This window comes from Roseovarius sp. MMSF_3298 (assembly GCF_030733705.1).
Lineage (GTDB): Bacteria > Pseudomonadota > Alphaproteobacteria > Rhodobacterales > Rhodobacteraceae > Roseovarius > Roseovarius confluentis.
Window position 1 is genome coordinate 15,755 of sequence record NZ_JASHIN010000030.1, and the last position, 22,568, is coordinate 38,322.

Here is a 22,568-nt window from a genome sequence, read left to right on the forward strand (position 1 = left end):
AAACCCTCGCGTCGTCCCTCCTACGCTCCTCTTTTTTAGGAATTCGAAATGAACCAAGAACTGACAAACAACCCGTTCAACCCCGCCGCACCGGCGAAGGTGTTCGACGAAATCAAGGTGTCGCTGGCCAGCCCGGAACGCATCCTGTCTTGGTCGTATGGCGAGATCAAGAAGCCGGAAACCATCAACTACCGCACGTTCAAGCCCGAGCGTGACGGCCTGTTCTGCGCGCGTATCTTTGGCCCGATCAAGGATTACGAGTGCCTGTGCGGCAAGTACAAGCGCATGAAGTATCGCGGCGTCGTCTGCGAGAAATGCGGTGTGGAAGTGACCCTGCAAAAGGTCCGCCGCGAGCGGATGGGCCATATCGAACTGGCGGCTCCTTGCGCGCATATCTGGTTCCTGAAGTCGCTGCCCAGCCGCATCGGCCTGATGCTGGACATGACGCTGCGCGATCTGGAACGCGTGCTCTACTTCGAGAACTACGTGGTGATCGAGCCGGGCCTGACGGACCTGACCTATGGCCAGATGCTGACGGAAGAGGAATTCATGGATGCGCAGGACGCGTATGGCATGGATGCCTTCACCGCCAATATCGGCGCCGAGGCGATCCGCGACATGCTGGCGAATATCGACCTTGAATCCGAGGCCGAGAACCTGCGCGCCGACCTGGCCGAGGCCACGGGCGAGCTGAAGCCGAAGAAAATCATCAAGCGTCTGAAAGTCGTCGAGAGCTTCATCGAGTCCGGCAACCGTCCGGAATGGATGGTTATGACGGTCATTCCGGTCATTCCGCCGGAACTGCGCCCGCTGGTGCCGCTGGACGGTGGCCGGTTCGCGACGTCGGACCTGAACGACCTGTATCGCCGGGTGATCAACCGGAACAACCGCCTGAAGCGGCTGATCGAGCTTCGTGCGCCCGATATCATCGTGCGTAACGAAAAGCGGATGCTTCAGGAATCCGTCGATGCTCTGTTTGACAATGGCCGTCGTGGCCGTGTGATCACCGGCGCCAACAAGCGTCCGCTGAAATCTTTGTCGGACATGCTGAAAGGCAAGCAGGGCCGCTTCCGCCAGAACCTTCTGGGCAAGCGCGTCGACTTCTCGGGCCGGTCGGTCATCGTGACCGGGCCGGAGCTCAAACTGCACCAGTGCGGCCTGCCCAAGAAGATGGCGCTCGAGCTGTTCAAGCCGTTCATCTATTCGCGTCTGGAGGCCAAGGGCCTGTCGAGCACCGTGAAGCAGGCCAAGAAGCTGGTGGAAAAAGAGCGCCCCGAAGTCTGGGACATCCTGGACGAGGTGATCCGCGAGCACCCGGTCATGCTGAACCGTGCGCCGACGCTGCACCGCCTGGGCATCCAGGCGTTCGAGCCCACGCTGATCGAAGGCAAGGCGATCCAGCTTCACCCGCTGGTCTGCTCGGCCTTCAACGCCGACTTCGACGGTGACCAGATGGCCGTGCACGTGCCGCTGAGCCTTGAGGCACAGCTGGAAGCGCGGGTTCTGATGATGTCGACGAACAACGTTCTGTCGCCCGCCAACGGCGCGCCGATCATCGTGCCGTCGCAGGACATGGTCCTGGGGCTCTACTATACCTCGATCATGCGCGAAGGCATGAAGGGCGAAGGCATGAGCTTTGCCTCGGTCGACGAGGTGCAGCACGCGCTGGATTCCGGCGAGGTGCACCTGCACGCCAAGATCAACGCACGTCTGCCCCAGATCGATGAGACCGGGCAGGAGGTGATCCAACGCTTCGAGACCACGCCGGGCCGGGTACGTATCGGGGGCTTGCTGCCGATGAACGCCAAGGCGCCGTTCGAGCTGGTCAACAAGCTGCTGCGCAAGAAAGAGGTGCAGCAGGTCATCGACACCGTCTATCGCTATTGCGGTCAGAAAGAGTCGGTCATCTTCTGTGACCAGATCATGAGCATGGGCTTCAAGGAAGCGTTCCGCGCCGGCATCTCGTTCGGCAAGGACGACATGGTGATCCCCGACGGAAAGTGGGGCATCGTGGAAGAAACCCGTGAGCAGGTCAAAGGCTTTGAACAGCAGTACATGGACGGCCTGATCACCCAGGGCGAGAAGTACAACAAGGTGGTCGACGCCTGGTCGAAATGTAACGACCAGGTCACCGAGGCGATGATGGGCTCCATCTCGGCCGAGGTGAAGGACGAAAGTGGCGCCGTTGCGGAACCCAACAGCGTCTACATGATGGCGCACTCGGGTGCCCGTGGCTCGGTCACGCAGATGAAACAGCTGGGCGGCATGCGCGGCCTGATGGCCAAGCCGAACGGCGACATCATCGAGACGCCGATCATCTCGAACTTCAAGGAAGGTCTGACCGTTCTTGAATACTTCAACTCGACTCACGGCGCGCGGAAAGGTCTGTCTGACACCGCGTTGAAGACGGCGAACTCGGGTTACCTGACCCGGCGTCTGGTGGACGTGGCGCAGGATTGCATCGTGCGCGAGCATGATTGCGGCACCGACCGCGCGATCACTGCGGAACCTGCCGTCAACGACGGTGAGATCGTGGCGTCGCTGGCAGAACGTGTGCTGGGCCGTGTCGCGGCCGAGGACATCGTGAACCCGGTGTCGGGCGAAGTGATCGTGGCCGAAGGCCAGCTGATTGACGAACGTCTGTCGGACGCTGTCGACCAGGCCGCCGTGCAGACCGCACGTATCCGCAGCCCGCTGACCTGCGAGGCCGAAGATGGCGTCTGTGCGATGTGCTATGGTCGTGACCTGGCGCGCGGTACGATGGTGAACACCGGCGAGGCCGTGGGCATCATCGCGGCGCAGTCGATCGGTGAGCCGGGCACGCAGCTGACGATGCGGACCTTCCACATCGGCGGCGTCGCTCAGGGTGGTCAGCAATCCTTCCTGGAGGCCAGCCAAGGCGGCAAGATCGCGTTCGAGAACGCCCAGACACTGGAAAACTCCAGCGGCGAGACGCTGGTCATGGGCCGCAACATGAAAGTGTTGATCAAGGGCGAGAAGGATGTCGAACTGGCCAGCCACAAGGTTGGCTATGGCACCAAGCTGTTCGTCAAGGACGGCGACAGCGTGGCACGTGGCGACAAGCTGTTCGAGTGGGATCCCTATACCCTGCCGATCCTGGCCGAGAAGAGCGGTACGGCGAAGTTCGTCGACCTGACCGTGGGTGTGTCGGTGCGTGACGTGACCGATGATGCCACCGGCATGACGCAGAAGATCGTGTCCGACTGGCGTGCAGCGCCCAAGGGCAACGAGCTGAAGCCCGAGATCCTGATCGCCGACAAGGATGGCGAGCCGGTCCGCAATGACGCGGGTAACCCGGTGACCTATCCGATGTCGGTGGATGCGATCCTGTCCATCGAAGAAGGTCAGGAAGTGCATGCGGGTGACGTGGTTGCGCGTATTCCGCGGGAAGGCGCCAAGACCAAGGACATCACCGGTGGTCTGCCGCGTGTGGCCGAGCTTTTCGAGGCGCGCCGCCCCAAGGACCACGCCATCATCGCCGAAATCGACGGCTACGTTCGCTATGGGCGCGACTACAAGAACAAGCGCCGTATCAGCATCGAGCCTGCCGACGAGTCGATGGAGCCGGTCGAGTATATGGTGCCCAAGGGCAAGCACATTCCGGTTCAGGAAGGTGACTATGTCCAGAAGGGTGACTACATCATGGACGGCAACCCGGCGCCGCATGACATCCTGTCAATCATGGGTGTCGAGGCGCTCGCCGATTACATGATCGACGAGGTTCAGGACGTCTATCGCCTGCAGGGTGTGAAGATCAACGACAAGCACATCGAGGTTGTCGTGCGCCAGATGCTGCAGAAGTGGGAGATCCAGGATTCGGGTGAAACCACGCTTCTGAAGGGCGAGCATGTCGACAAGGCAGAGTTCGACGCGGCCAACGAGAAGGCGATTGCCCGTGGCAAGCGCCCGGCTCAGGGCGAGCCGATCCTTCTGGGGATCACCAAGGCGAGCTTGCAGACCCGCAGCTTCATCTCGGCGGCCTCGTTCCAGGAGACGACGCGGGTTCTGACCGAAGCCTCGGTTCAGGGCAAGCGCGACAAGCTGGTGGGCCTGAAGGAAAACGTCATCGTGGGTCGTCTGATCCCGGCCGGTACCGGCGGTGCCACGCTGAACATGCGCCAGATCGCGCAACAGCGTGACAACGTGGTGATCGAGGCGCGTCGCGAGGAGGCCGAAGCGGCCGCCGCGCTGGCCGCCCCGGTGGACGACGTGGTCGGTGGCGACGAGTTCGACACGCTGGTCGAAACACCGGAGAGCCGCGAGGACTGATCCGCGCAACAGAATTGAGAAAGGCCCCGTCACTGGCGGGGCCTTTTTCGTTTCAGGGATGCCGGTTGCTTCGTCGGGCTTTCAACCGTCTTCGGTTTTCGACATGGTGACCGTGTGGGAGACGCCATGACCGAAAATGATCTTTGCTATCTTTCCGCGAGGGATGTCCTGGCCCGGTTCAAGGCGCGCGACCTGTCGCCGGTTGCGTATCTGGAGGCGCTGATTGTCCGGACCGAGGCCGTAAATCCCGACCTGAACGCCTATACCGAAGCCTTTTTCGACGACGCGCTGGACGCGGCGCGCGGTGCCGAAACTGCTTATGCGAACGGCAAGGCCCGCGCGCTTGAGGGGTTGCCGGTAGCGGTCAAGGATGCGCAGCGAGTGCAGGGACAACGCACCACGCAAGGGTCTTGGTCGATGGGGCACGAGGTCGAAACGCGGTCGGATCCGATGATCGAGCGCTTGTTGGCGGCGGGAGCGATCATCCCGGCCCGCACCACCACGCCGGAATTCTGCCTGTCGGGCGTCTGCCGGTCCGAGAGGTTCGGAGTGACACGCAACCCTTTCAACCTTGGTTACAGCCCGGGCGGGTCTTCGGGCGGGTCGGCGGCGGCGCTGGCGGCGGGGATGGTACCGCTGGCCACGGGCACCGATATCGGCGGGTCGATCCGGATCCCGGCCAGCGCCTGCGGATTGGTGGGGTACAAGCCGCCGCACGGGCGCAATCCGGACGGGCCGCCGGCGAATTTCGACCGCTACAATCATTGCGGTTTCCTGAGCCGGAGCGTGACGGATTGCGCATTGGGGCAGAACATCGTTTCGGGCCCGCATCCACGGGATCACGACAGCCTGAGGGACCGCGTGGTGCTGCCGCTGGAAGGGCGCGGGCGACCGATGAAAATCGCATATTCGATGGATCTTGGATATGTTCCGATCGACGGCGACGTGCGGGACAACACGCTGGCGGCATTGGATGTTTTCCGGCAGGCGGGCTGTGACGTGACGCCGGTGGAGTTGGGTTGGGATCAACGCGTCGACCGCGCCGCGATGCAGTGGTACCTGGCAATACATTTCGGGCGTGCACCACTTTGGGCGCTGGAGGAATACGGCGACCGGATGACGGATTACGCCATCGCCACCGCAGAGGCGGCGGCGCGGCTGGGGCCGGATGATGTGGCGCGATCCTGGGAGGCGCAGCATGAGATGTACCAGCGAATGGGTGCGATCCTCGACGCGGCGGACGTGTTCATCTGCCCGACCTTATCGGTGGGCTGCGTGCGGGCGGATCATGATCCGATAGGCCCCGGTTTCGAGGTCGCCGGGCAGGAGGTTGACCCGGAATACGGCTGGGTCCTGACGCATCAGTTCAACATGCTGCACAATTGCCCTGTCATGTCGGTGCCCACCGGGCAGGACCGGCACGGGGTGCCGACGGGGATGCAGATCGTGGGGCCCACCTTTGACGATGCGCGGGTTTTCGAGGCGGCTTATCTGTATGAAAAAATGGTGCCGGACCTGTTCCTGACCGGTGTCAAACGTCCCGGAGGGGTTGCGCAATGACGCCCGAGGATCTGGTTCTGACACCGAAGGGTGTGCGCTTCATGGGGCGCCGCTTTCCCTGCACGATCGGGCGTGGCGGGCTGTCCCGCGACAAGCGCGAGGGGGACGGCGCGACACCGGTGGGCACGCACCGGATCGTCGGGATACTCTATCGTCCCGACCGGATGGCAAGGCCCGCGGACTGGGCGGTGCCGATCCGGCCCGGTGATTTGTGGTCGGATGATCCCGGGCACGAGGATTACAACCTCATGGTTTCAAGACCTTACCCACATTCGCACGAGGTGTTGCGGCGGGGCGATCCGCTTTATGACCTGGTGATCGTCACCGACTGGAACTGGCCGCGGGCAGAGCGCGGCAAGGGGTCTTGCATCTTTCTGCATCGCTGGCGTCGGCCGGGGTTTCCGACGGCGGGATGCGTGGCGTTCCGGCCGGATCACCTGCGCTGGATCGCGGGAAGGATTACCTTGGGGACGCGGCTGGTCGTGCCGGGGTGACGCCGCGAAACGCATGTCGGTATCGCGTCGGTATCCGGGTGGCAACGCGTCGGTGCCATCGGCGCGGCAATTTCCTTTGAAAGGAAATTGTCAAAAGTCTTTGAAAGACTTTTGGTCCCGGCGTTACTCCGGGTATTCGCGGCGTGCCTTGGCGGTGGCGGTCCCGGCGGGCACACCGCGCGACACGAAGGCCGGGCTGCCGACAATGTTGGGGCGGCCCGAGGCGCCGTGCGGGAGGGCGCCCCAGTCGAAGCTGATGGTGAACTCGGCTGTAGCCATGCTGGTCTAAATCGCGACGGCGGTAAAAACGGACCCGAATGGGCCCACGAAACTGTGTTGGGTCCTGGTGACGGAGACCAGCACAGGTCAGGACAGGGGTCGTAACCTGCGTTTAGTCGTAGTCGCGTTCGCCAAAAATTGCGCTGCCAACGCGGACATGCGTGGCGCCAAGCGCGATGGCGCGCTCGAAATCGCCGCTCATGCCCATCGACAGACCCGAAAGCCCGTTGCGTTCGGCGATCTTGGCCAAGAGGCTGAAATGCAGGCTGGGTTCCTCGTCGACGGGGGGAATGCACATGAGCCCTTCGAGCGGCAGATCGAGCGCACGACAGTCGGCGATGAAGGCGTCCGCATCGGCAGGCATGATACCGGCCTTCTGGTCCTCTTCGCCGGTGTTGACCTGGATGAAGAGGCCGGGGCAGTGGCCTTCCTCCTGCGCCAGGCGCGCGATGGTCTTGGCCAGCTTGGGCCGATCTACGGAATGGATCGTGTCGAACAGATCGAACGCCTGCCGTGCCTTGTTGGTCTGAAGCGGGCCGATGAGGTGTAGCTCGACACCTTCATACCGTTCCTTGAAATCCGGCCATTTCCCGGCCGCTTCCTGAACGCGGTTTTCGCCGAAAATGCGGTGGCCTTCGTCCAGCACGGCAGTGATCCGTTCGTTCGGCTGGACCTTGGAAACGGCGATCAGTTCAACCGATCCGGGGTTGCGCCCGGCGTCTTTTTCTGCGGTCGCGATGCGGGCTTGGATGTCATGCAGACTCATCATGGGATTCCGGGTGATTTCGGCTGCCCGCTTAGTGCCACAGGTGCGGCGCTTGCGCAAATCCGCACGCCCGTGGACCACAGTTGCGATCCATTCGGTCACTGGACCGGGAAACAACCTTGCCGATGTTGGTATGGTTGGATAATGAAGGGAAAACTGGAACGGGTGGTGGAATGTTCAAATCCCCTTTGAAAAGCGCGGTTGTGCTGTTGGCGAGTGTGGGGCTTCTGGCCTCTTGCAGTGCGTTCAGGAATGGCAAGCTGGATCCCGAGGCCTACCGCGTAGAAGGCGGGCCGAACCAGACACCGACGTCCGCGACCGGGGGCACCAGCCTGTTCGATGCGTTCAAGAGCGACGGCTCTGCCGGTATTCGGGTGAACCGTTTCCTGTGGACCGCGTCGTTGGAGGTTCTTGATTTCCTTCCGGTGCAAAGCGCGGACCCGTTCACCGGCGTGATTTCGACCGGCTACGGCAGACCGCCGGGCGGCGGGCGCGCCTATCGCGCGACCGTCCTGATCAGCGATCCGGCGCTGGATGCGCGGGCGCTGAACGTGGCGTTGCAATCGCAGAGCGGTCCGGTTGCGGCGGGCACGCAGCGCGCCATCGAGGACGCGATCCTGACCCGCGCGCGGCAATTGCGGACGCAGGCAGGCCGGTTCTGATCCGGCATCTGCGCGCCCGTCAGACGGGCGCGTTATCCATGACAGCCGAAATCCAGCGGAGCTGACGCGGCAGGCAGATCGTGTGCAGATCGTACTTGTCGCGCATCAGGTGCCGCGCGGCTGCACCCAGTCTGCCACGCGCGGTTTCGTCGTCGAGCAGGGCGCAGACCTCGTCCACCAGAGCTTCGCCGTCGAAGAAATCCACCAGTCGGCCGGTCTCGTCGTGGCGAATCACCTCGCGCACCGGCGCGGTGCCGCTGGCGATGATGGCCGCGCCGCAGGACATCGCCTCCAGCAGCGACCAGCTGAGCACGAATGGGTAGGTGAGGTAGACATGCACGCGGCTGACCTGCAAAAGGCGCAGGAACTGGTCGTAAGGAATGCGCCCGAGGAAGTGAACGCGGGCGAAATCGGCGTCCGGGATCTGGCCGCGTACCTCGTCGAGGAAGATCTGCTTCCACGTCTGGCCCTTGGGCGGCGCGGCGCCGTAGCTGACCTCGTCTCCGCCGACGATCAGCACCTTTGCATTGGGACGTTCGCGCAGGATGCGCGGCAGGGCGCGCATGAAGATGTGGTAGCCGCGATAGGGCTCCAGGTTGCGGTTGACGAAAGTGATGACCTCGTCGGCGCGCGTGACGTCGACCTGGCCGTCGATGACAAGGCGCACATCCGGCATGGGGCAGGCATTGAGCGTGTCGATGCCGTCATGCGACACGGTGATCTTGTCGCGAAACTCTGCCGGGAACGTGTCAGCCTGAAAGCGTGTGGGGCTGATGCCGGCATCCGCGAACGGGAAATGCAGGTGATTGTTGAGGTTCTTGAGGCGGATGCGCAGAGATTGCGGTCCGGGGTCGCCCTTGGCAAACTCGGGGTCGAAGTTGAGATGGGTGTCGTCGGCGAGGTGATAGAGTTCGCAATAGATCGCCAGGCGCGCCTGGGGCCAGACGTCGCGCAGGAACATCGATTCGCCCCAGCCGGGGTGGGCGAGGATGAGATCCGGCTCGAACCCTTTTTCCTTGAGCTGCCGCGCGGCGCGGTAGCACGCGTCGCCGCGGGTGACCTTGGTATCGAGGTCGACCAGCCAGGGGTGCAGGCGTTGGCCGTCGCGCTTGGGCAGCTTGTACGGCAGGATGCGGACGCCGTTCCAGTTGGCGGGTTTGTCGACCTTGAGTGTCAGCGCCACGCATTGGTGCCCGCGCGAGGCCAGAAGCGGCGCAAGGTGTTTGTACTGGCCGGGAAAATTCTGATGGATGAAGAGGATTTTCATGCAAATGCCTGCGCGTTTTTCCGGCTTATAGCTGCGGGGCGGAATTTTGCAAAATTCCGCGTCGGAAAATTTGAATTTTCCGGTCCGATTTCTTGCAAGAAACAGGTGGCGTTCGATTTTTACCTGCTGCGCACTGGACCCTGCGGGCGCGGGGCCCTATCACGCTTTGGAGTTTGAGAAACGAGGGGCCGATCGGGTCATGTCGCGTTATTCCGCCGCTGATATCGAAGCAAGATGGCAAAAGGCCTGGGACGAGGCCGGGATTTTCCGGGCCGCGCGGTCGCAGGAGAAGCCGAAATACTACGTGCTGGAGATGTTCCCCTATCCCTCGGGGCGCATCCACATGGGGCACGTGCGCAACTATACAATGGGCGACGTGATCGCGCGCTACAAGCTGGCGACCGGGCACAGCGTGCTGCACCCGATGGGATGGGACGCCTTCGGGATGCCCGCCGAGAACGCCGCGATGGCGAGCGGGGGGCATCCCAAGGACTGGACCTATGGCAACATCGCCGACATGCGCGGGCAGATGAAGCCATTGGGCCTCAGCCTTGACTGGAGCCGGGAGTTCGCCACTTGTGACCCGGAATACTATGGCCAGCAGCAGGCGCTGTTCCTGGATTTCCTGGAAAAGGGGCTGGTTTACCGCAAGAACGCGGTCGTGAACTGGGACCCGGTGGACATGACCGTGCTTGCCAACGAGCAGGTGATCGACGGCAAGGGCTGGCGGTCTGGTGCCGAGGTCGAGAAGCGTGAGCTGACGCAATGGTTCTTCAAGATCTCCGATTTTTCGGGCGAGTTGCTCGAGGCGCTGGACGGGCTGGAGAACTGGCCCGCGAAGGTGCGGCTGATGCAGGAGAACTGGATCGGCAAGTCGCGCGGCATCGAGATTCCGTTCGCGCGGACGGATGCGGGCGACCCGATCATCTGTTACTCGACCCGGCCCGACACGATGCGCGGGGCGAGTTTCATCGCGATTTCGCCGGAGCATCCGGTGAGCCGTGAGCTGGCGAAGGACAATCCGGAACTGGCGGCGTTCATTGCCGAGACGCGCAAGATGGACACCACAGAGGCCGCGATGGAGAAGGCCGAGAAGAAGGGCATCGACACCGGGATCACGGTGCGTCATCCGGTCTGGCCCGACAAGGAACTGCCCGTCTGGGTCGGGAATTTCGTGTTGATGGATTATGGCACCGGCGCGGTCTTCGGCTGTCCGGCGCATGACCAGCGGGACCTTGATTTCGCGCGCAAGTATGGGCTTGAGGTGCGCAATGCCTTTTACCTGCCCGGGCAGGAAAAGGATGTCGAGACCGAGGCGCTGGTGCCCGCCAAGACCGAGACGGTGGTGTATATCGACCATTTCGCAGGTGTGGGTGAGGCCACCAGCCAGGAAGGCATCGACGCCACGATCGACTGGTTCGAGGAAAACGGGCTTGGCACGGGGCAGGTGAAGTACCGCCTGCGCGACTGGGGGCTGAGCCGCCAGCGGTATTGGGGCTGTCCCATTCCGGTTGTGCATTGCGAGGCCTGCGGCGTGGTGCCGGAGAAGAAAGCAAACCTGCCGGTCGAGCTGCCCTATGATGAGGGTGGCACGCCGATTGATTTTTCGATTCCGGGCAACCCGCTGGACCGGCATCCGACGTGGCGGGAGTGCAAATGCCCGAGCTGCGGCGCGGATGCGCGGCGCGAGACGGACACGATGGACACGTTCGTGGACAGCAGCTGGTATTTCGCGCGGTTCACGGCCCCGGATGCGGACACGCCGACGCGGATGGAGGATGCCGAGTACTGGATGAACGTGGACCAGTATATCGGCGGCATCGAGCACGCGATCCTGCACCTGCTGTATAGCCGGTTCTTCGCGCGGGCGATGCATATCTGCGGGCACCTGCCGGAAAAGGCGATCGAGCCGTTTGACGCGCTGTTCACGCAAGGGATGGTGACGCACGAGATTTACCAGACGAAGGACGCCAACGGCCGCCCGGTCTATCACCTGCCGGAGGACGTGACCGACGGCAAGCTGGCCGATGGCACCGAGGTTCAGATCATCCCCTCGGCCAAGATGTCGAAGTCGAAGAAGAATGTGGTCGACCCTGTCAACATTATCGAGGCCTTCGGTGCCGACACCGCGCGGTGGTTCGTCCTGTCCGACAGCCCGCCGGAGCGGGACGTGGAATGGACCGCCGCCGGGGCCGAGGCGACTTACAAACACCTGGCGCGGGTGTACCGGATCGTGTCGGAGATTGCCGGGGATACCAGCCCGGCCAATGCGTCCGAGGATGAGGCACTGGCAAAAGAAATGCACCGGGCGATTCATGACGTGACGGGTGGCGTGGAAAGCTTTGGCTTCAACGCGGCGATTGCCAAGCTTTATGGCTTTACCAATACGCTGGCCAAGTCCGGCGCGGGTGCGGAGGCGAAGAAGGAAGCGGCGAAAGTTCTGGCGCAGCTGATGTCGCCGATGACGCCGCACCTGTCCGAAGAGCTTTGGTCCGCGCTGGGCGGCGAGGGGCTGGTGGCGCAGGCGCCGTGGCCGGTGGCCGACGAGGCGATGCTGACCGATGACAACGTGACCCTGCCGATCCAGATCAACGGCAAGCGCCGGGCCGAGATCAGCGTGCCCAAGGACATGGACAAGGCAGAGGTTGAAAAAATTGCTCTGTCGCACGAAGCTGTGGCAAGGTCGCTGGATGGGGCCCAGCCCAAGAAGGTCATCGTCGTCCCCGGGCGGATCGTGAATGTCGTCGTTTAACCGTCGTTTCGTGTTGCTGGGCCTGCCCGCCGGGCTGGCCGCCTGCGGCTTTGCGCCGGCTTATGGCCCGGGGGGTGCGGCGCAGGGGTTGCAGGATGCCGTCCTGGTGGATGCGCCGGACAGTCGGCCGGGCTATCTGCTGACCCGCCACATCGAGGAACGGCTGGGGCGCGGCGAGCGGCAGGTTTACGGGCTGGGCTATTCAATCAATCTGACGGAAGAGGCCGTGGCGATCTCGCGCAGCAACGTGACGACGCGGTACAACCTGCTGGGCAACGTGAAATACGCGCTGCGCGATCTTCGCAGCAATGCGGTCGTCCTGAGCGGGCAGGCGGACAGCTTTACCTCGTACTCGGCCTCGGGCACCACCGTGGCGACGCAGGCGGCGCAGCGCGATGCCGAGGCGCGGCTGATGGTGATCCTGGCGGACCAGATCCTGAACCGGCTGACGGCCGAGGCCGGCAAGCTGCCGGCATGAAGCTGTCGCCCCGCGATGCGCCGGCCTATTTCGCACGGCCCGATCCCGACAAGACCGGCCTGCTGATTTATGGCACCGACGCGATGCGCGTGGCGCTGAAGCGGCAGGAGGTGATTGCGGCCCTTATCGGACCGCAGGGCGAGGAAGAGATGCGGCTGACGCGTATCCCGGCGGGCGATTTGCGCAAGGACCCGGCGATGCTGATGGATGCCGTCAAGGCGCAGGGGTTCTTTCCCGGCCCGCGCGTGGCCTTTGTCGAGGACGCCAACGAGACCGTGGCGCCGGTGGTGACGGCGGCGCTGGAGGATTGGCAGCCGGGGGATGCGCAGGTGGTGGTGACCGCCGGGAGCCTGAAGGCGACATCGAAGCTGCGCAAGCTGTTCGAGGGGCACAGGAACGCCTATGCGGCAGCCATCTATGACGAGCCGCCGGGCCGGGCCGAGATCGAGGCGATCCTGTCGAAGGCGGGTTTGCGGGATATCCCGCGCGAGGCGATGGCGGACCTGAATGCGCTGGCCCGCGCGCTGGACCCGGGCGATTTCCGCCAGACGATGGACAAGCTGGCGCTGTACAAGCGGGGCGATGACACGCCCTTGAGCGCCGCAGACATCGCCGCCTGTGCGCCGGTGTCGGTCGAGGCGGATCTGGATGACGTGCTGCATCTTGTGGCCGAGGCCAAGCCGGGCGAGATCGGGCCGGTGATGAAGCGGCTGCGGGCGCAGGGGGTGCAGCCGGTCGGCCTGTGCATGGCGGCGAACCGTCATTTCCGAACGCTGTTCGCGGCGGCCAGCGATCCGGGTGGGCCGGGGCAGGGCATCGCGCGGGTGCGCCCGCCGGTCTTTGGCCCCCGGCGTGACCGGATGCAACGGCAGGCGGCGCATTGGGGTGCGGCCAAGCTTGAAGAGGCGCTGGGCGTGCTGACCGACACGGACCTGCGCCTGCGCTCGGCGGGGCAGACGGCGCCGGACATGGCGCTGGTGGAGCGCGCGCTTATCCGGCTGGCGACGCTGGCGCAGCGGTAGGTTGTTTCAGGAGATCTCTGCGAACATGGCCAGCGTTTCGGCCTCGGTCATGCGCTTGTGGTCGCCCGCCAGCGCGTAGGCGTCGGGCTTGCGGTCGATGAAGATTTCCTCGGACAGGCTGATGCCGGAGGGATCGTCCAGAAGGCCAAGACCCACATGCATATCACCCTGCATCGGGCCCGGTGCGGTGACGCGGTAGAAGAGGTTCGTACCGCAGGTGGCACAAAAGCAGCGCTCGGCCCAGTCGGACGAGGTGTAGGCGGTGATGTTGTCCGCGCCGGTGATCGTGGCATCGCCTGCCTTGACGTGCAGTCCCAGGTAGACGCCGCCGGACCATTTGCGGCACATCCCGCAATGGCAGGCGCCGGTCGCGTCGGGGGCGTTGGCGATGTCGAGGGTCACGGCGCCGCAAAGGCAGGTTCCGGATTTGTGCATGATGGGTCTCCACTCCAGGCTGGGGCAAGATAGGCGATCAGTATGACCGCAAATGTCAGCAGTGGAGTGGAATTTCGTTGCGCAGAGCCTGAACGCGGGCGAGCGTGAGGCAACATACGAGGGAGACGCGAGATGTACGAAGTGATCGGATCGAAGGCCAGCCGGGCGTTCCGCGTGCTGTGGATGCTGGAGGAGTTGGGCGTCGATTACGACCACACGCCTGCCGGGCCGCGCAGCGCCGAGGCGGTGGCGGCGAACCCGTCGGGCAAGATCCCCGCGTTGCGGGTGGACGGGGCGGTCGTGACCGAGTCGGTGGCGATCATGACGTATCTGGCCGACCGGCACGGGGCGCTGACCCATCCGGCGGGCACGCTGGAGCGGGCGCGGCAGGATGCGCTGACGCACCAGATCCTCGATGACGTTGATTGCAGCCTGTGGATGGCGGCGCGGCATACGTTTGTCCTGCCCGAGGACAAGCGGGTGGCGGCGGTCAAGGATACGCTGAAATGGGAGTACGCGGCCAATATCGCGCGACTGTCCGAGGCACTGGAGGGACCATTTTTGATGGGCGGGGAGATGACGGTGCCGGATATTCTGCTGGTACACTGTTTGCGCTGGGCGGAGATCGCGAAGTTTCCCGGCCCCGGCGAGCTGCTTGGGGCGTATCGGGCGCGGCTGGAAGCGCGTGAGGCGTTCCGCAAGGTTTCGGAGATGGGGTAAGAGAGCGGCCGGTTCGAGTGGTGGGTTTCACCCACCCTACGGGCCGTGGAACGCAATGTTGCGGGGGTGGGATCACAGGCCGCCGCCTTGCAGGTCTCGGGGGATGGGCGTAAGTGCGGATCATGCCCGGTTAGGAAACCCCGCGCCATGCAACTTTACCTGCCTATCGCCGAGGTCTCGGTCAATGGCCCGCTGCTCTTGTCGGTCGGTCTTGTCGTGGGGCTGCTGTCGGGAATTTTCGGAGTGGGCGGCGGGTTCCTGATCACACCACTTTTGTTCTTCCTGGGCATTCCGCCAGCGGTCGCGGTCGCGACATCCGCAAATCAGATCGTCGCCTCGTCGTTTTCGGGCATCTTCGCGCATATGCGACGCCGCACCGTCGATTTCCGCATGGGAAGCGCGCTTATGGCCGGGGGGCTCGTGGGGTCGACCGTGGGGGTCTATATTTTCAGCCTGCTGCGGCAGCTGGGTCAGGTCGATCTGCTGGTCAACCTGTTCTACGTCGTCTTCCTGGGCCTGATCGGAACGCTGATGTTCATCGAAAGCCTGCGCGCCATGCGCAGCGCCAAGGTCCAGGGGCCGAAGCGACGGCCGCAGCGCACGCGGCGCGACTGGGTGCATTCCATGCCGCTGCGCGTGCGGTTCCGGACCTCGGGCCTTTATATCTCGGTCTTCCCGCCGCTCATGGTCGGGTTCGGCGTCGGCGTTCTGTCGGCGATCATGGGGGTCGGTGGCGGTTTCGTCGTGGTGCCGGCGATGATCTATATCCTGGGAATGCCGACGAAGGTGGTGATCGGCACCTCGCTGTTTCAGATCATCTTCGTGTCGGCTTATACGACGATGATGCACGCCTATACCACGCAGACGGTGGACACGGTGCTGGCCGCGCTGCTGATCGTCGGTGGCGTGGTCGGCGCGCAGTTCGGCAGCATGATCGGGCAGGCCCTGAAGGCGGAACAATTGCGCATTCTTTTGGCCCTGCTGGTGCTGGCCGTCGGTCTGAAGCTGGGCCTTGATCTGGTGCTGGAGCCGTCGAACGTTTTCTCGATCGCCAGCGTGCGCGAGGGCTGAGCGCCGTGGAGACGCGGCTGGCCTAAGAACCGGTTACGCCTTCTGCGAAACGTGCGGCGGCGCGGCCCGCCCAAAGCCCTGTCGCCAGGCACGCGGTCAGTAGGTAGCCGCCGGTGGGTGCCTCCCAGTCCAGCATTTCACCGGCGGCGAAGGTGCCGGGGTGGGATGTCAGCATCAAGTCTTCATCGAGGGCGTCGAAGCGCAGGCCGCCGGCGGTCGAGATCGCTTCGTCCATGGGGCGTGGGGCCTTGAGCGGGACCGGCAGGGCCTTGATCAGCGGGGCGAGGTCGTCGGGCAGGGGCCGGGCGCATTCGTTCAGGAGGGCTTGTTCCACGGGTGCGAGGCGCAGGGTTTTGCGCAGGTGGTTCGACAGGCTGGCTTTGCCGCGCGGACGGCTCAGGCGTTTTCGGAGAGCTTCTAGTGATAGATCCGGGCGCAGGTCGATCGTGAGTGCCGCGCCTTCGCGTAGCGGGCGGGAGAGGGCGTAGAGTCCGCCGCCTTCGATGCCCTTGGCGGACAGGACGATCTCGCCACGAGACACATGCGTGCCGGCTTGGAGCGCGATGTTCTTCAATGGCTGGCCGAAATGGCGCTGCATATGGGAAGACCAGTCGACGGTGAAGCCCATGTTGGCGGGTTGGAACGGAGCGGTCTGGCCCGGCAGACGGGCCACCCACGCGCCATCGGAGCCGAGGCGCGCCCAGCTGGCGCCACCGCAGGCCAGCACGGTGACCGTGGGTGTCAGCCGGTGCGGGCCATCCGGCGTGTCGAACTCTACCGCATCGCCATTCCAGCCTGTCCAGCGCCAGCGGCGGTGCAGCGTCACACCCAGCCCTTCGAGGCGGGAGAGCCACGTGCGCAGGAGCGGCGAGGCCTTCATCGCGGTGGGAAAGACGCGGCCGGTTGTGCCGATGAAGGTGGGCTGGCCCAGCGCCTCGGCCCAGCGGATGACATCGTCCGGCCCGAAGGCAGTAAGCATCGGGCGCAGCTGTGGCGCGGCTTCGGCATAGGCGGCGAGGCAGGTTTCCATATCCTCGGCCTTGGTGAGGTTGAGGCCGGATTTGCCCGCCATGAGAAATTTGCGGGCCGGGGACGGCTTGGCCTCGGCCATGGTGACGGGCACACCGGCCGAGGCGAGTGCGTCGGCGGCCATGAGACCGGCCGGCCCCGCGCCGATGACCAGCGCGTCGGTCATGCGCCGGGGGGTGTCGCCGCGCCAAGGCCTTTGTGGTGCACGACCTGCTGCGGGAAGGGAATTTCGATGTCATGCGCCTTGAGCGCGTTCCAGATGGCGAAGAGGACCTGCGGGGTGAAGCGGTTCTTGCCGTCGTCGATGCCTTGCGCGACAAACGCGGGCGGGTTGTCCCAATCCATGGCAGCTCCCTTGCCATTCTTCGTGGTGCCTCCATCCTCTTGCCTGTCGTGGCAAAAAGATCAAGGAAAAGCGATGGACGATCCGGTTTGTCCGCTGTGTGGGCGGTCCATCCCGCCCGAAGCCAAGCAGAGCCTGCATCACCTGGTGCCCAAGCTGAAAGGCGGCAAGGGCGGGCCGGTCGTGCTGTTGCACCAGATCTGCCATAACGAGATCCACGCCACGCTGACAGAGGCGGAGCTGGCGCGGGACTATGCCACGGTCGAGGCGTTGCGGGCACATCCGCGCTTGGAGAAGTTCATCCGATGGGTCGCCAAGCGCCCGCCCGGGTTTCATTCGAAAACACCGGGTGGGCGACGGAAACGTTGATCCTGCGCAAGGCGGGGCGTGCCGGGATGCGGAATGCTTGGTGCGGGAGGATTTTACCATGACAGTCAAATATATCGAAGATGCCGATACGAAGACCGTCGAGTTGACGGTGTCGGGAAAGGTCACGCGGGAGGATTACGACCGGATCGTCGACCGGATGCAGGGCTTTATCGACGCCCATGGGACGGTGAAGCTGATCGAGGTGATCGAGAGCCTCGACGGGTTCGAGCCCTCGGTGATCTGGCCGGGGATCAAGTTCGATTTCAGGAACCTGCGCCATATCAGCCATGTGGCGGTGGTGTCGGATATCGGCTGGATCGGGCCGGTCTCCAAGGCGGCGGGGGCGCTGATGTCGACCAAGCTGCGGACCTATGATCTGGACGATCTGGACGAGGCGCGGGAATGGATCGCGGCAGAGTGACTTGACCACGGGGCGGGATGGGCCACTCTTGCGGGCGTGGCAAACTGCGAGGGCAAGATGGATCTGACACGGCGGGAGGTGTTGGCGCTGGCGGGCGGACTGGCCGGGGCGCAGGTAGTGCCGGGGCCGGTGTGGGCCGGTGAGCCGGGTCGCGTTCTGACCGCGGCGCCAGCCGAAGTGCAGCTGGCGCCCGGTGATTTCCCGAAGACGCGCGTTTGGTCCTACGGCGGGCAGGTGCCGGGGCCGGTGTTGCGCCAGCGGCAGGGTGAGATGTTCGAGGCACGGCTGGTCAACGGGTTGGAGCAAGAGACGACCGTGCATTGGCACGGGGTGCGCCTGCCCAACGAAATGGACGGTGTGCCGGGCATGACGCAGGCGGCGGTGCGACGCGGCGAGAGCTTCGACTATCGCTTTGCCCTGCGGGATGCCGGGACGTTCTGGTATCACCCGCACGCCAACTCGCTGGAGCAGATCTCGCGCGGGCTGGCCGGGGTGCTGGTGGTGGACGAGGCGGAGCCGCCGGAGGTGGATGCCGAGGAGATCCTGGTGCTGGACGACTGGCGGCTGACCGAGGACGCGCAACTGCATCCGGAATTCGGCAACCGGCACGACATGTCCCATGCCGGGCGGCTGGGGAATTATATCACCGTGAACGGCGCGGGCGAGTTGCGGCGCAGCTATCCGAAGGGCGCGCGGCTGCGGGTGCGGCTGGTGAATGCGGCGACGGCACGGGTGTTCCGGCTGGTGTTCCAGGGGATGAACGCCTCGGTGGTGGCGCTGGACGCGATGCCACTCGAGGCGCCGGAGCGGATCGAACAGGTCGAGATCGGGCCGGCGCAGCGGGTGGGCCTGATCGTCGATATCACTGCCGAGACGGGCGAAGAGGCGATCATCGGATCGGTGGAGCGGGACGGCACCTATGCGACGGTGTCCGTGTCGGTCGACGGCGCGGAACAGGCCGTGCGGGAGGCGCCGCAAGCATTGCCCCCCAACGACCTGCCCGTGCTTGAGGCCGAGGGCGCGCGGCAGGTGCCGCTCGTCATGGAGGGCGGCGCGATGCGGGGCCTGCCGGAGCGCGTCATGTGGCAAGGATCGAAGATGGAGGCGCGGGCGCTCTATGAGGCGGGGCAGTTCTGGGCCTTTAACGGGCAGGCCGGGATGGACGGGGAGCCGCTGATCCAGGCTGCATTGGGCGAAACGGTGCGGGTGCCGATGGAAAACCGGACGGCTTTCTCCCATTCGATGCATCTGCATGGGCAGCATTTCCGCGAAGTACTGCCTGAGGGCCGTGTGGGTCCGTGGCGTGATACGTTGGTGATCCATCCAGACGAAACACGAGAGATCGCCTTTGTCGCCGAGAACCCGGGCGACTGGATGTTTCATTGCCACATGGCCGCGCACCAGATGTCGGGCATGATGAACTGGATACGGATCACGTAGGCGCCGTTTTCCACGCGGAAAACGGAATAGAAAATACGTATTTTCTAGCCCGGAATTTTCAAAAATTCCGGCCCGATCAGGAGCGGCAGAGGTGCTTTATGCCTGCCGTGTGGTCGGGGGCTGCGCCGAGCACGTCGGCGGCCAGGGTGCGCGCGGTGTCGAGCAGGGCATCGGGCTCGGTCACCTCGTCGATGAGGCCCCAGTGATGCGCGGTTTCCGTGTCGATCTTCTGTCCCGCCATCAGGATCATCTTGGCCCGCGACGGGCCGATCAGCCGCGTCAGCCGCCCCGGATCGGAAGGTTGCGGCAGGAAGCCCAGTTTCATCACCGGATAGAACATCCTGGTGCCCGGCACGGCGATGCGCAGATCGCAGGCCAGCACCATGCCCATGGCCCCGCCCGCGACGGTGCCGTTGAGCGCGGCAATGGTCAGGCAGGGCAGCGCCGAGAGGGCGGCCGAGAGGCGTTCCCACACCGGGTCGGTCGGCAGGCCGGACTTGGCGGCCTCGAGATCCATGCCCGCCGAGAACGCCTTGCCGCGGCCGGTCAGGACCAGTGCGCGGGCCTCGGTGGCGCCCTCGGCGATATCGGCCAACTCGGTCAGCATGGCGTAGGTCAGGGAATTGGCCTTGTCGGGCCGGTTCAGGGTGACGGTCCAGAGGCCGTCGTCGGATTTGTCGAGCTCGATCATTTGAGCCCTACCGCGAGACGGATATCCTCGTTGCGCAGGCTTATGTCTTGGCCGAGCCACCCATCGGCCTCCGCCGTGCACATCCAGGCCAGCGCCCGGGCGGGCCAGTCGGGCGGGATATGGTCGGACCAGTCGAGCTGAGCCACGGGGTTCATGCCGCTGGCCTTGATCTGGTGTTGCATGTCGGTGGCCACCGTGCCGGGCGACAAGCCCATGACGCGAATGCCGTGATCGCGGTTTTCCTTGTCGGCGGCGCGGGTCAGCATCAGTGCCGCGGCCTTGGACGCGCAGTAGTGGCTCCAGCCTTCGAGCGCGCTGGTTGCGGCGCCGGAACTGATGGTGATGATGGTGCCCGATCCGGCCTGTTTCATGACCGGCAGGGCGGCGCGCATGCCGTGGAAAACGCCCTTGAGATTGATGTCGATCACCTCGTCCCATGCGTCGGGATCGACGTCGGCGAGATGGGCAATGGGCTCGATCACGCCGGCGTTGCCGATCAGCACGTCGAGCCCGCCGAAGCGGTCGTGGGCGGCGGCCACGGCGGCGCTGACGTCGTCGTAGCGGCTGACGTCGCAGGTCACGGCCAGCGCACGATCACCGATTTCCGAGGCGATCTCCTGTATCGCATCGGCGCTGCGGGCGGCGAGCACCACATTGGCCCCCAGCGACGCGAAATGGCGGGCGGCGGCGGCGCCCATGCCGCGGCTGGCGCCGGTGACGAGGACAGTCTTGTCTTGCATGGGATTGAACCTTTTTCAGCTCTGCAGTGACGTATGTTCACGCCAGAGCTATCGCCTTGAACTGGCGAGGTCCAGCGCAAGGCCGGGATTCCCCCCCTTGACCCCGATTGCGCGACGGCGGAAGCTGGAGCAAAGCTGGGAATTTGAACACGAAAGGATTCTGCATGAAAGTTTTTGGCATGACGGACGGCGCACGGTTTGGAACCGCGACGGCGATCGGGCTTGCGCTTGCGGCAGGCAGCGCGCAGGCGGATGTGACGCCGGCGGATGTCTGGGCGGACTGGCAAGGATATCTGGCCGCATCGGGTTACGAGGTCAGCGGCGAAGAAAACCAGTCCGGCGACGCGCTGACGGTGTCCAATATCACGATGTCGATGGCGATCCCCGAGGAAGACACGACGATTTCGGTCAACATGGGCGAGCTGACGTTTACCGATAACGGCGATGGCACGGTTTCGATCGCATTGCCGGCGTCGATGCCGATGAACGTGATGGTCTCGTCGCCCGCTGCGGAAGATTTCAGCGTTGGTATGCAATACGACACGACAAGTCTGGAAATGACGGCGTCCGGCAACCCCGACGACCTGCTTTACAATTACACGGCAGATGAAGTCGCCGTGATCCTGAACGACGTTACGGTCGAAGGCGAGACGATGGACCTTGGCACTGTCGAGTTCCGGATCGCCGACGTCAGCGGCACGACGACGATGAAAATCGGCGACCTGCGCACCTCCGAACAGAAGATGACCACGGGGCCGGTGACCTATACCGTCGATATCGACGAGCCCGAAGGCGGTGGCGGCGAGATGATGCTGAAAGGTCAGTTCGCCGGCATGACGGTCGCGGCCAACGGGGCGCTGCCGCTGGAAATGGACCCCGCCAACATGGGGGCGTCGATCGAGAACGGCTTCGACGTGGACGCGACGGTCACCTATTCCGAGGGGTCGAGCGAGTTCACGTTCGTCGATCCGCCGCAAACCACCGAAGGCACCACCAGTTCGGACGGGGGCGAGATTACCGTTGCGCTGGGCGCCGATGGGCTGACCTATGACCTGTCGGCCAGCAACATGAACCTGAACATGGCCGGGGGCGACATCCCGCTGCCGGTCGAGGTCGCCTTTGGCACCGCCGCGTTCAACCTGACCATGCCTGTCGCCAAGAGCGAGGACGAACAGGATTTCGCCATGGGCCTGACGCTGGGCGATTTCACCATGTCGGACATGATCTGGGGCATTTTCGACCCCGCCGGCCAGTTGCCGCATGACCCGGCGACGATCGACCTCGATCTGACCGGGACGGCCAAGCTGTTCTTCGACCTGTTCGACCCCGAGCAGATGGAAGCGGCGGAAACCGGCGAGCTGGGTGTGCCGGGCGAGCTTAACACGCTGGACATCAACACCCTGACGGTCAGTGCCGCAGGTGCGGAATTGACCGGTGAAGGCGCGTTCACCTTCGACAATTCCGATCTGGAGACTTTCAACGGGATGCCGGCACCGGAGGGGTCGGTCGACCTGAGTCTGACCGGCGCGAACGGGCTTCTGGACCAGCTGATCGCCATGGGGCTTGTCCCCGAGGAACAGGCTATGGGCGTGCGGATGATGATGGGCATGTTCGCGGTTCCCGGCGAGGGAGAGGACGCGCTGAACTCGACGATCGAGGTCAAGAGCGACGGACAGGTCCTGGCGAACGGGCAGCGTCTGCGCTGAACCCGACCGAGGCGAGGACATTTGCGGGGGCCG

The 22,568-nt window shown here is 64.3% G+C and carries 22 protein-coding genes; 14 read left to right on the forward strand and 8 right to left on the reverse strand.

Going from position 1 to position 22,568, the window contains the following annotated elements:
* Window positions 1-48 precede the first annotated feature (48 nt).
* From rpoC to RBB18_RS19745, 3 genes are all read left to right on the forward strand, one after another.
* Entirely contained in the window at window positions 49-4,290 is a 4,242-nt protein-coding gene (rpoC, locus tag RBB18_RS19735) for a DNA-directed RNA polymerase subunit beta' (RefSeq protein WP_306112159.1), read from the forward strand.
* A gap of 126 nt (window positions 4,291-4,416) precedes the next feature.
* Window positions 4,417-5,850: an amidase gene (locus RBB18_RS19740; RefSeq protein WP_306112160.1), complete on the forward strand. Its 1,434-nt coding sequence runs from the start codon at window positions 4,417-4,419 to the stop codon at window positions 5,848-5,850.
* Window positions 5,847-6,344: a L,D-transpeptidase gene (locus RBB18_RS19745; protein WP_306112161.1), complete on the forward strand. Its 498-nt coding sequence runs from the start codon at window positions 5,847-5,849 to the stop codon at window positions 6,342-6,344. Before RBB18_RS19740 ends, RBB18_RS19745 begins: the two co-directional genes overlap by 4 nt.
* A 123-nt stretch (window positions 6,345-6,467) precedes the next feature.
* Here the strand turns inward: RBB18_RS19745 and RBB18_RS19750 are convergent, their stop codons facing one another.
* The gene (locus RBB18_RS19750; RefSeq protein WP_306112162.1) at window positions 6,468-6,623 is read right to left on the reverse strand and encodes a hypothetical protein; all 156 of its coding nucleotides are present in this window, start codon (window positions 6,621-6,623) and stop codon (window positions 6,468-6,470) included.
* Window positions 6,624-6,735: 112 nt separating this feature from the next.
* Complete coding sequence (locus RBB18_RS19755) at window positions 6,736-7,389, reverse strand: YggS family pyridoxal phosphate-dependent enzyme (protein WP_306112163.1); 654 nt, start codon at window positions 7,387-7,389, stop codon at window positions 6,736-6,738.
* A 173-nt stretch (window positions 7,390-7,562) separates the two neighbouring features.
* Between RBB18_RS19755 and RBB18_RS19760 the strand changes: the two genes are divergently transcribed.
* Window positions 7,563-8,051: a DUF3576 domain-containing protein gene (locus RBB18_RS19760; RefSeq protein WP_103762110.1), complete on the forward strand. Its 489-nt coding sequence runs from the start codon at window positions 7,563-7,565 to the stop codon at window positions 8,049-8,051.
* A gap of 19 nt (window positions 8,052-8,070) precedes the next feature.
* Here RBB18_RS19760 and RBB18_RS19765 read toward each other — a convergent pair whose 3' ends face one another.
* Window positions 8,071-9,318, reverse strand: coding sequence for a glycosyltransferase (locus tag RBB18_RS19765; protein ID WP_103762111.1), 1,248 nt, complete (start codon window positions 9,316-9,318; stop codon window positions 8,071-8,073).
* Between RBB18_RS19765 and RBB18_RS19770 the strand changes: the two genes are divergently transcribed.
* Genes RBB18_RS19770 through holA form a run of 4 tightly spaced genes read left to right on the forward strand, consistent with a single transcriptional unit; the run spans window position 9,298 to window position 13,570 of the window.
* Window positions 9,298-9,495 (forward strand): hypothetical protein, encoded by a 198-nt coding sequence (locus RBB18_RS19770; RefSeq protein ID WP_306112164.1) that lies wholly within the window; start codon window positions 9,298-9,300, stop codon window positions 9,493-9,495. The genes RBB18_RS19765 and RBB18_RS19770 overlap by 21 nt on opposite strands.
* A gap of 22 nt (window positions 9,496-9,517) precedes the next feature.
* A complete protein-coding gene (leuS, locus tag RBB18_RS19775; protein ID WP_306112165.1) occupies window positions 9,518-12,070 on the forward strand; it encodes a leucine--tRNA ligase in 2,553 nt (850 codons plus the stop codon).
* Window positions 12,057-12,548 (forward strand): LPS assembly lipoprotein LptE, encoded by a 492-nt coding sequence (gene lptE / locus RBB18_RS19780; RefSeq protein ID WP_103762113.1) that lies wholly within the window; start codon window positions 12,057-12,059, stop codon window positions 12,546-12,548. The genes leuS and lptE overlap by 14 nt, the downstream gene beginning before the upstream one ends.
* Complete coding sequence (gene holA, locus RBB18_RS19785) at window positions 12,545-13,570, forward strand: DNA polymerase III subunit delta (RefSeq protein ID WP_103762114.1); 1,026 nt, start codon at window positions 12,545-12,547, stop codon at window positions 13,568-13,570. Before lptE ends, holA begins: the two co-directional genes overlap by 4 nt.
* 6 nt (window positions 13,571-13,576) lie before the next feature.
* Here the strand turns inward: holA and RBB18_RS19790 are convergent, their stop codons facing one another.
* Window positions 13,577-14,005 (reverse strand): GFA family protein, encoded by a 429-nt coding sequence (locus tag RBB18_RS19790; RefSeq protein WP_103762115.1) that lies wholly within the window; start codon window positions 14,003-14,005, stop codon window positions 13,577-13,579.
* Between the two features lie 132 nt (window positions 14,006-14,137).
* On the opposite strand from RBB18_RS19790, the gene RBB18_RS19795 reads away from it, so the two are divergent.
* Window positions 14,138-14,725: a glutathione S-transferase family protein gene (locus RBB18_RS19795; RefSeq protein WP_103762116.1), complete on the forward strand. Its 588-nt coding sequence runs from the start codon at window positions 14,138-14,140 to the stop codon at window positions 14,723-14,725.
* Between the two features lie 147 nt (window positions 14,726-14,872).
* A complete protein-coding gene (locus RBB18_RS19800; protein WP_274592610.1) occupies window positions 14,873-15,796 on the forward strand; it encodes a sulfite exporter TauE/SafE family protein in 924 nt (307 codons plus the stop codon).
* A 22-nt stretch (window positions 15,797-15,818) separates the two neighbouring features.
* Here RBB18_RS19800 and RBB18_RS19805 read toward each other — a convergent pair whose 3' ends face one another.
* Together RBB18_RS19805 and RBB18_RS19810 are read right to left on the reverse strand one after the other, a co-directional pair.
* Window positions 15,819-16,991, reverse strand: a complete 1,173-nt coding sequence (locus RBB18_RS19805; RefSeq protein ID WP_306112166.1) for a TIGR03862 family flavoprotein — start codon at window positions 16,989-16,991, stop codon at window positions 15,819-15,821.
* Window positions 16,988-17,170, reverse strand: coding sequence for a hypothetical protein (locus RBB18_RS19810; RefSeq protein WP_338020418.1), 183 nt, complete (start codon window positions 17,168-17,170; stop codon window positions 16,988-16,990). The genes RBB18_RS19805 and RBB18_RS19810 overlap by 4 nt, the downstream gene beginning before the upstream one ends.
* Before the next feature lie 73 nt (window positions 17,171-17,243).
* Between RBB18_RS19810 and RBB18_RS19815 the strand changes: the two genes are divergently transcribed.
* From RBB18_RS19815 to RBB18_RS19825, 3 genes are read left to right on the forward strand one after another with little or no spacing between them, the layout of a single operon-like run.
* Complete coding sequence (locus RBB18_RS19815; RefSeq protein ID WP_306112167.1) at window positions 17,244-17,537, forward strand: HNH endonuclease; 294 nt, start codon at window positions 17,244-17,246, stop codon at window positions 17,535-17,537.
* 58 nt (window positions 17,538-17,595) lie between these two features.
* Window positions 17,596-17,958 (forward strand): STAS/SEC14 domain-containing protein, encoded by a 363-nt coding sequence (locus RBB18_RS19820; protein ID WP_306112168.1) that lies wholly within the window; start codon window positions 17,596-17,598, stop codon window positions 17,956-17,958.
* A 57-nt stretch (window positions 17,959-18,015) separates the two neighbouring features.
* Window positions 18,016-19,398, forward strand: coding sequence for a multicopper oxidase family protein (locus RBB18_RS19825; protein ID WP_306112169.1), 1,383 nt, complete (start codon window positions 18,016-18,018; stop codon window positions 19,396-19,398).
* A gap of 76 nt (window positions 19,399-19,474) precedes the next feature.
* Here the strand turns inward: RBB18_RS19825 and RBB18_RS19830 are convergent, their stop codons facing one another.
* Both RBB18_RS19830 and RBB18_RS19835 read right to left on the reverse strand, forming a co-directional pair.
* Window positions 19,475-20,089, reverse strand: a complete 615-nt coding sequence (locus tag RBB18_RS19830; RefSeq protein ID WP_103762122.1) for an enoyl-CoA hydratase/isomerase family protein — start codon at window positions 20,087-20,089, stop codon at window positions 19,475-19,477.
* On the reverse strand, window positions 20,086-20,829 hold the full coding sequence (locus tag RBB18_RS19835) for an SDR family oxidoreductase (RefSeq protein WP_306112170.1): 744 nt from the start codon (window positions 20,827-20,829) through the stop codon (window positions 20,086-20,088). The genes RBB18_RS19830 and RBB18_RS19835 overlap by 4 nt, the downstream gene beginning before the upstream one ends.
* A gap of 164 nt (window positions 20,830-20,993) precedes the next feature.
* Here RBB18_RS19835 and RBB18_RS19840 point away from each other — a divergent pair, with 164 nt between their 5' ends.
* The gene (locus tag RBB18_RS19840) at window positions 20,994-22,535 is read left to right on the forward strand and encodes a DUF2125 domain-containing protein (protein ID WP_306112171.1); all 1,542 of its coding nucleotides are present in this window, start codon (window positions 20,994-20,996) and stop codon (window positions 22,533-22,535) included.
* Window positions 22,536-22,568: the final 33 nt, after the last annotated feature.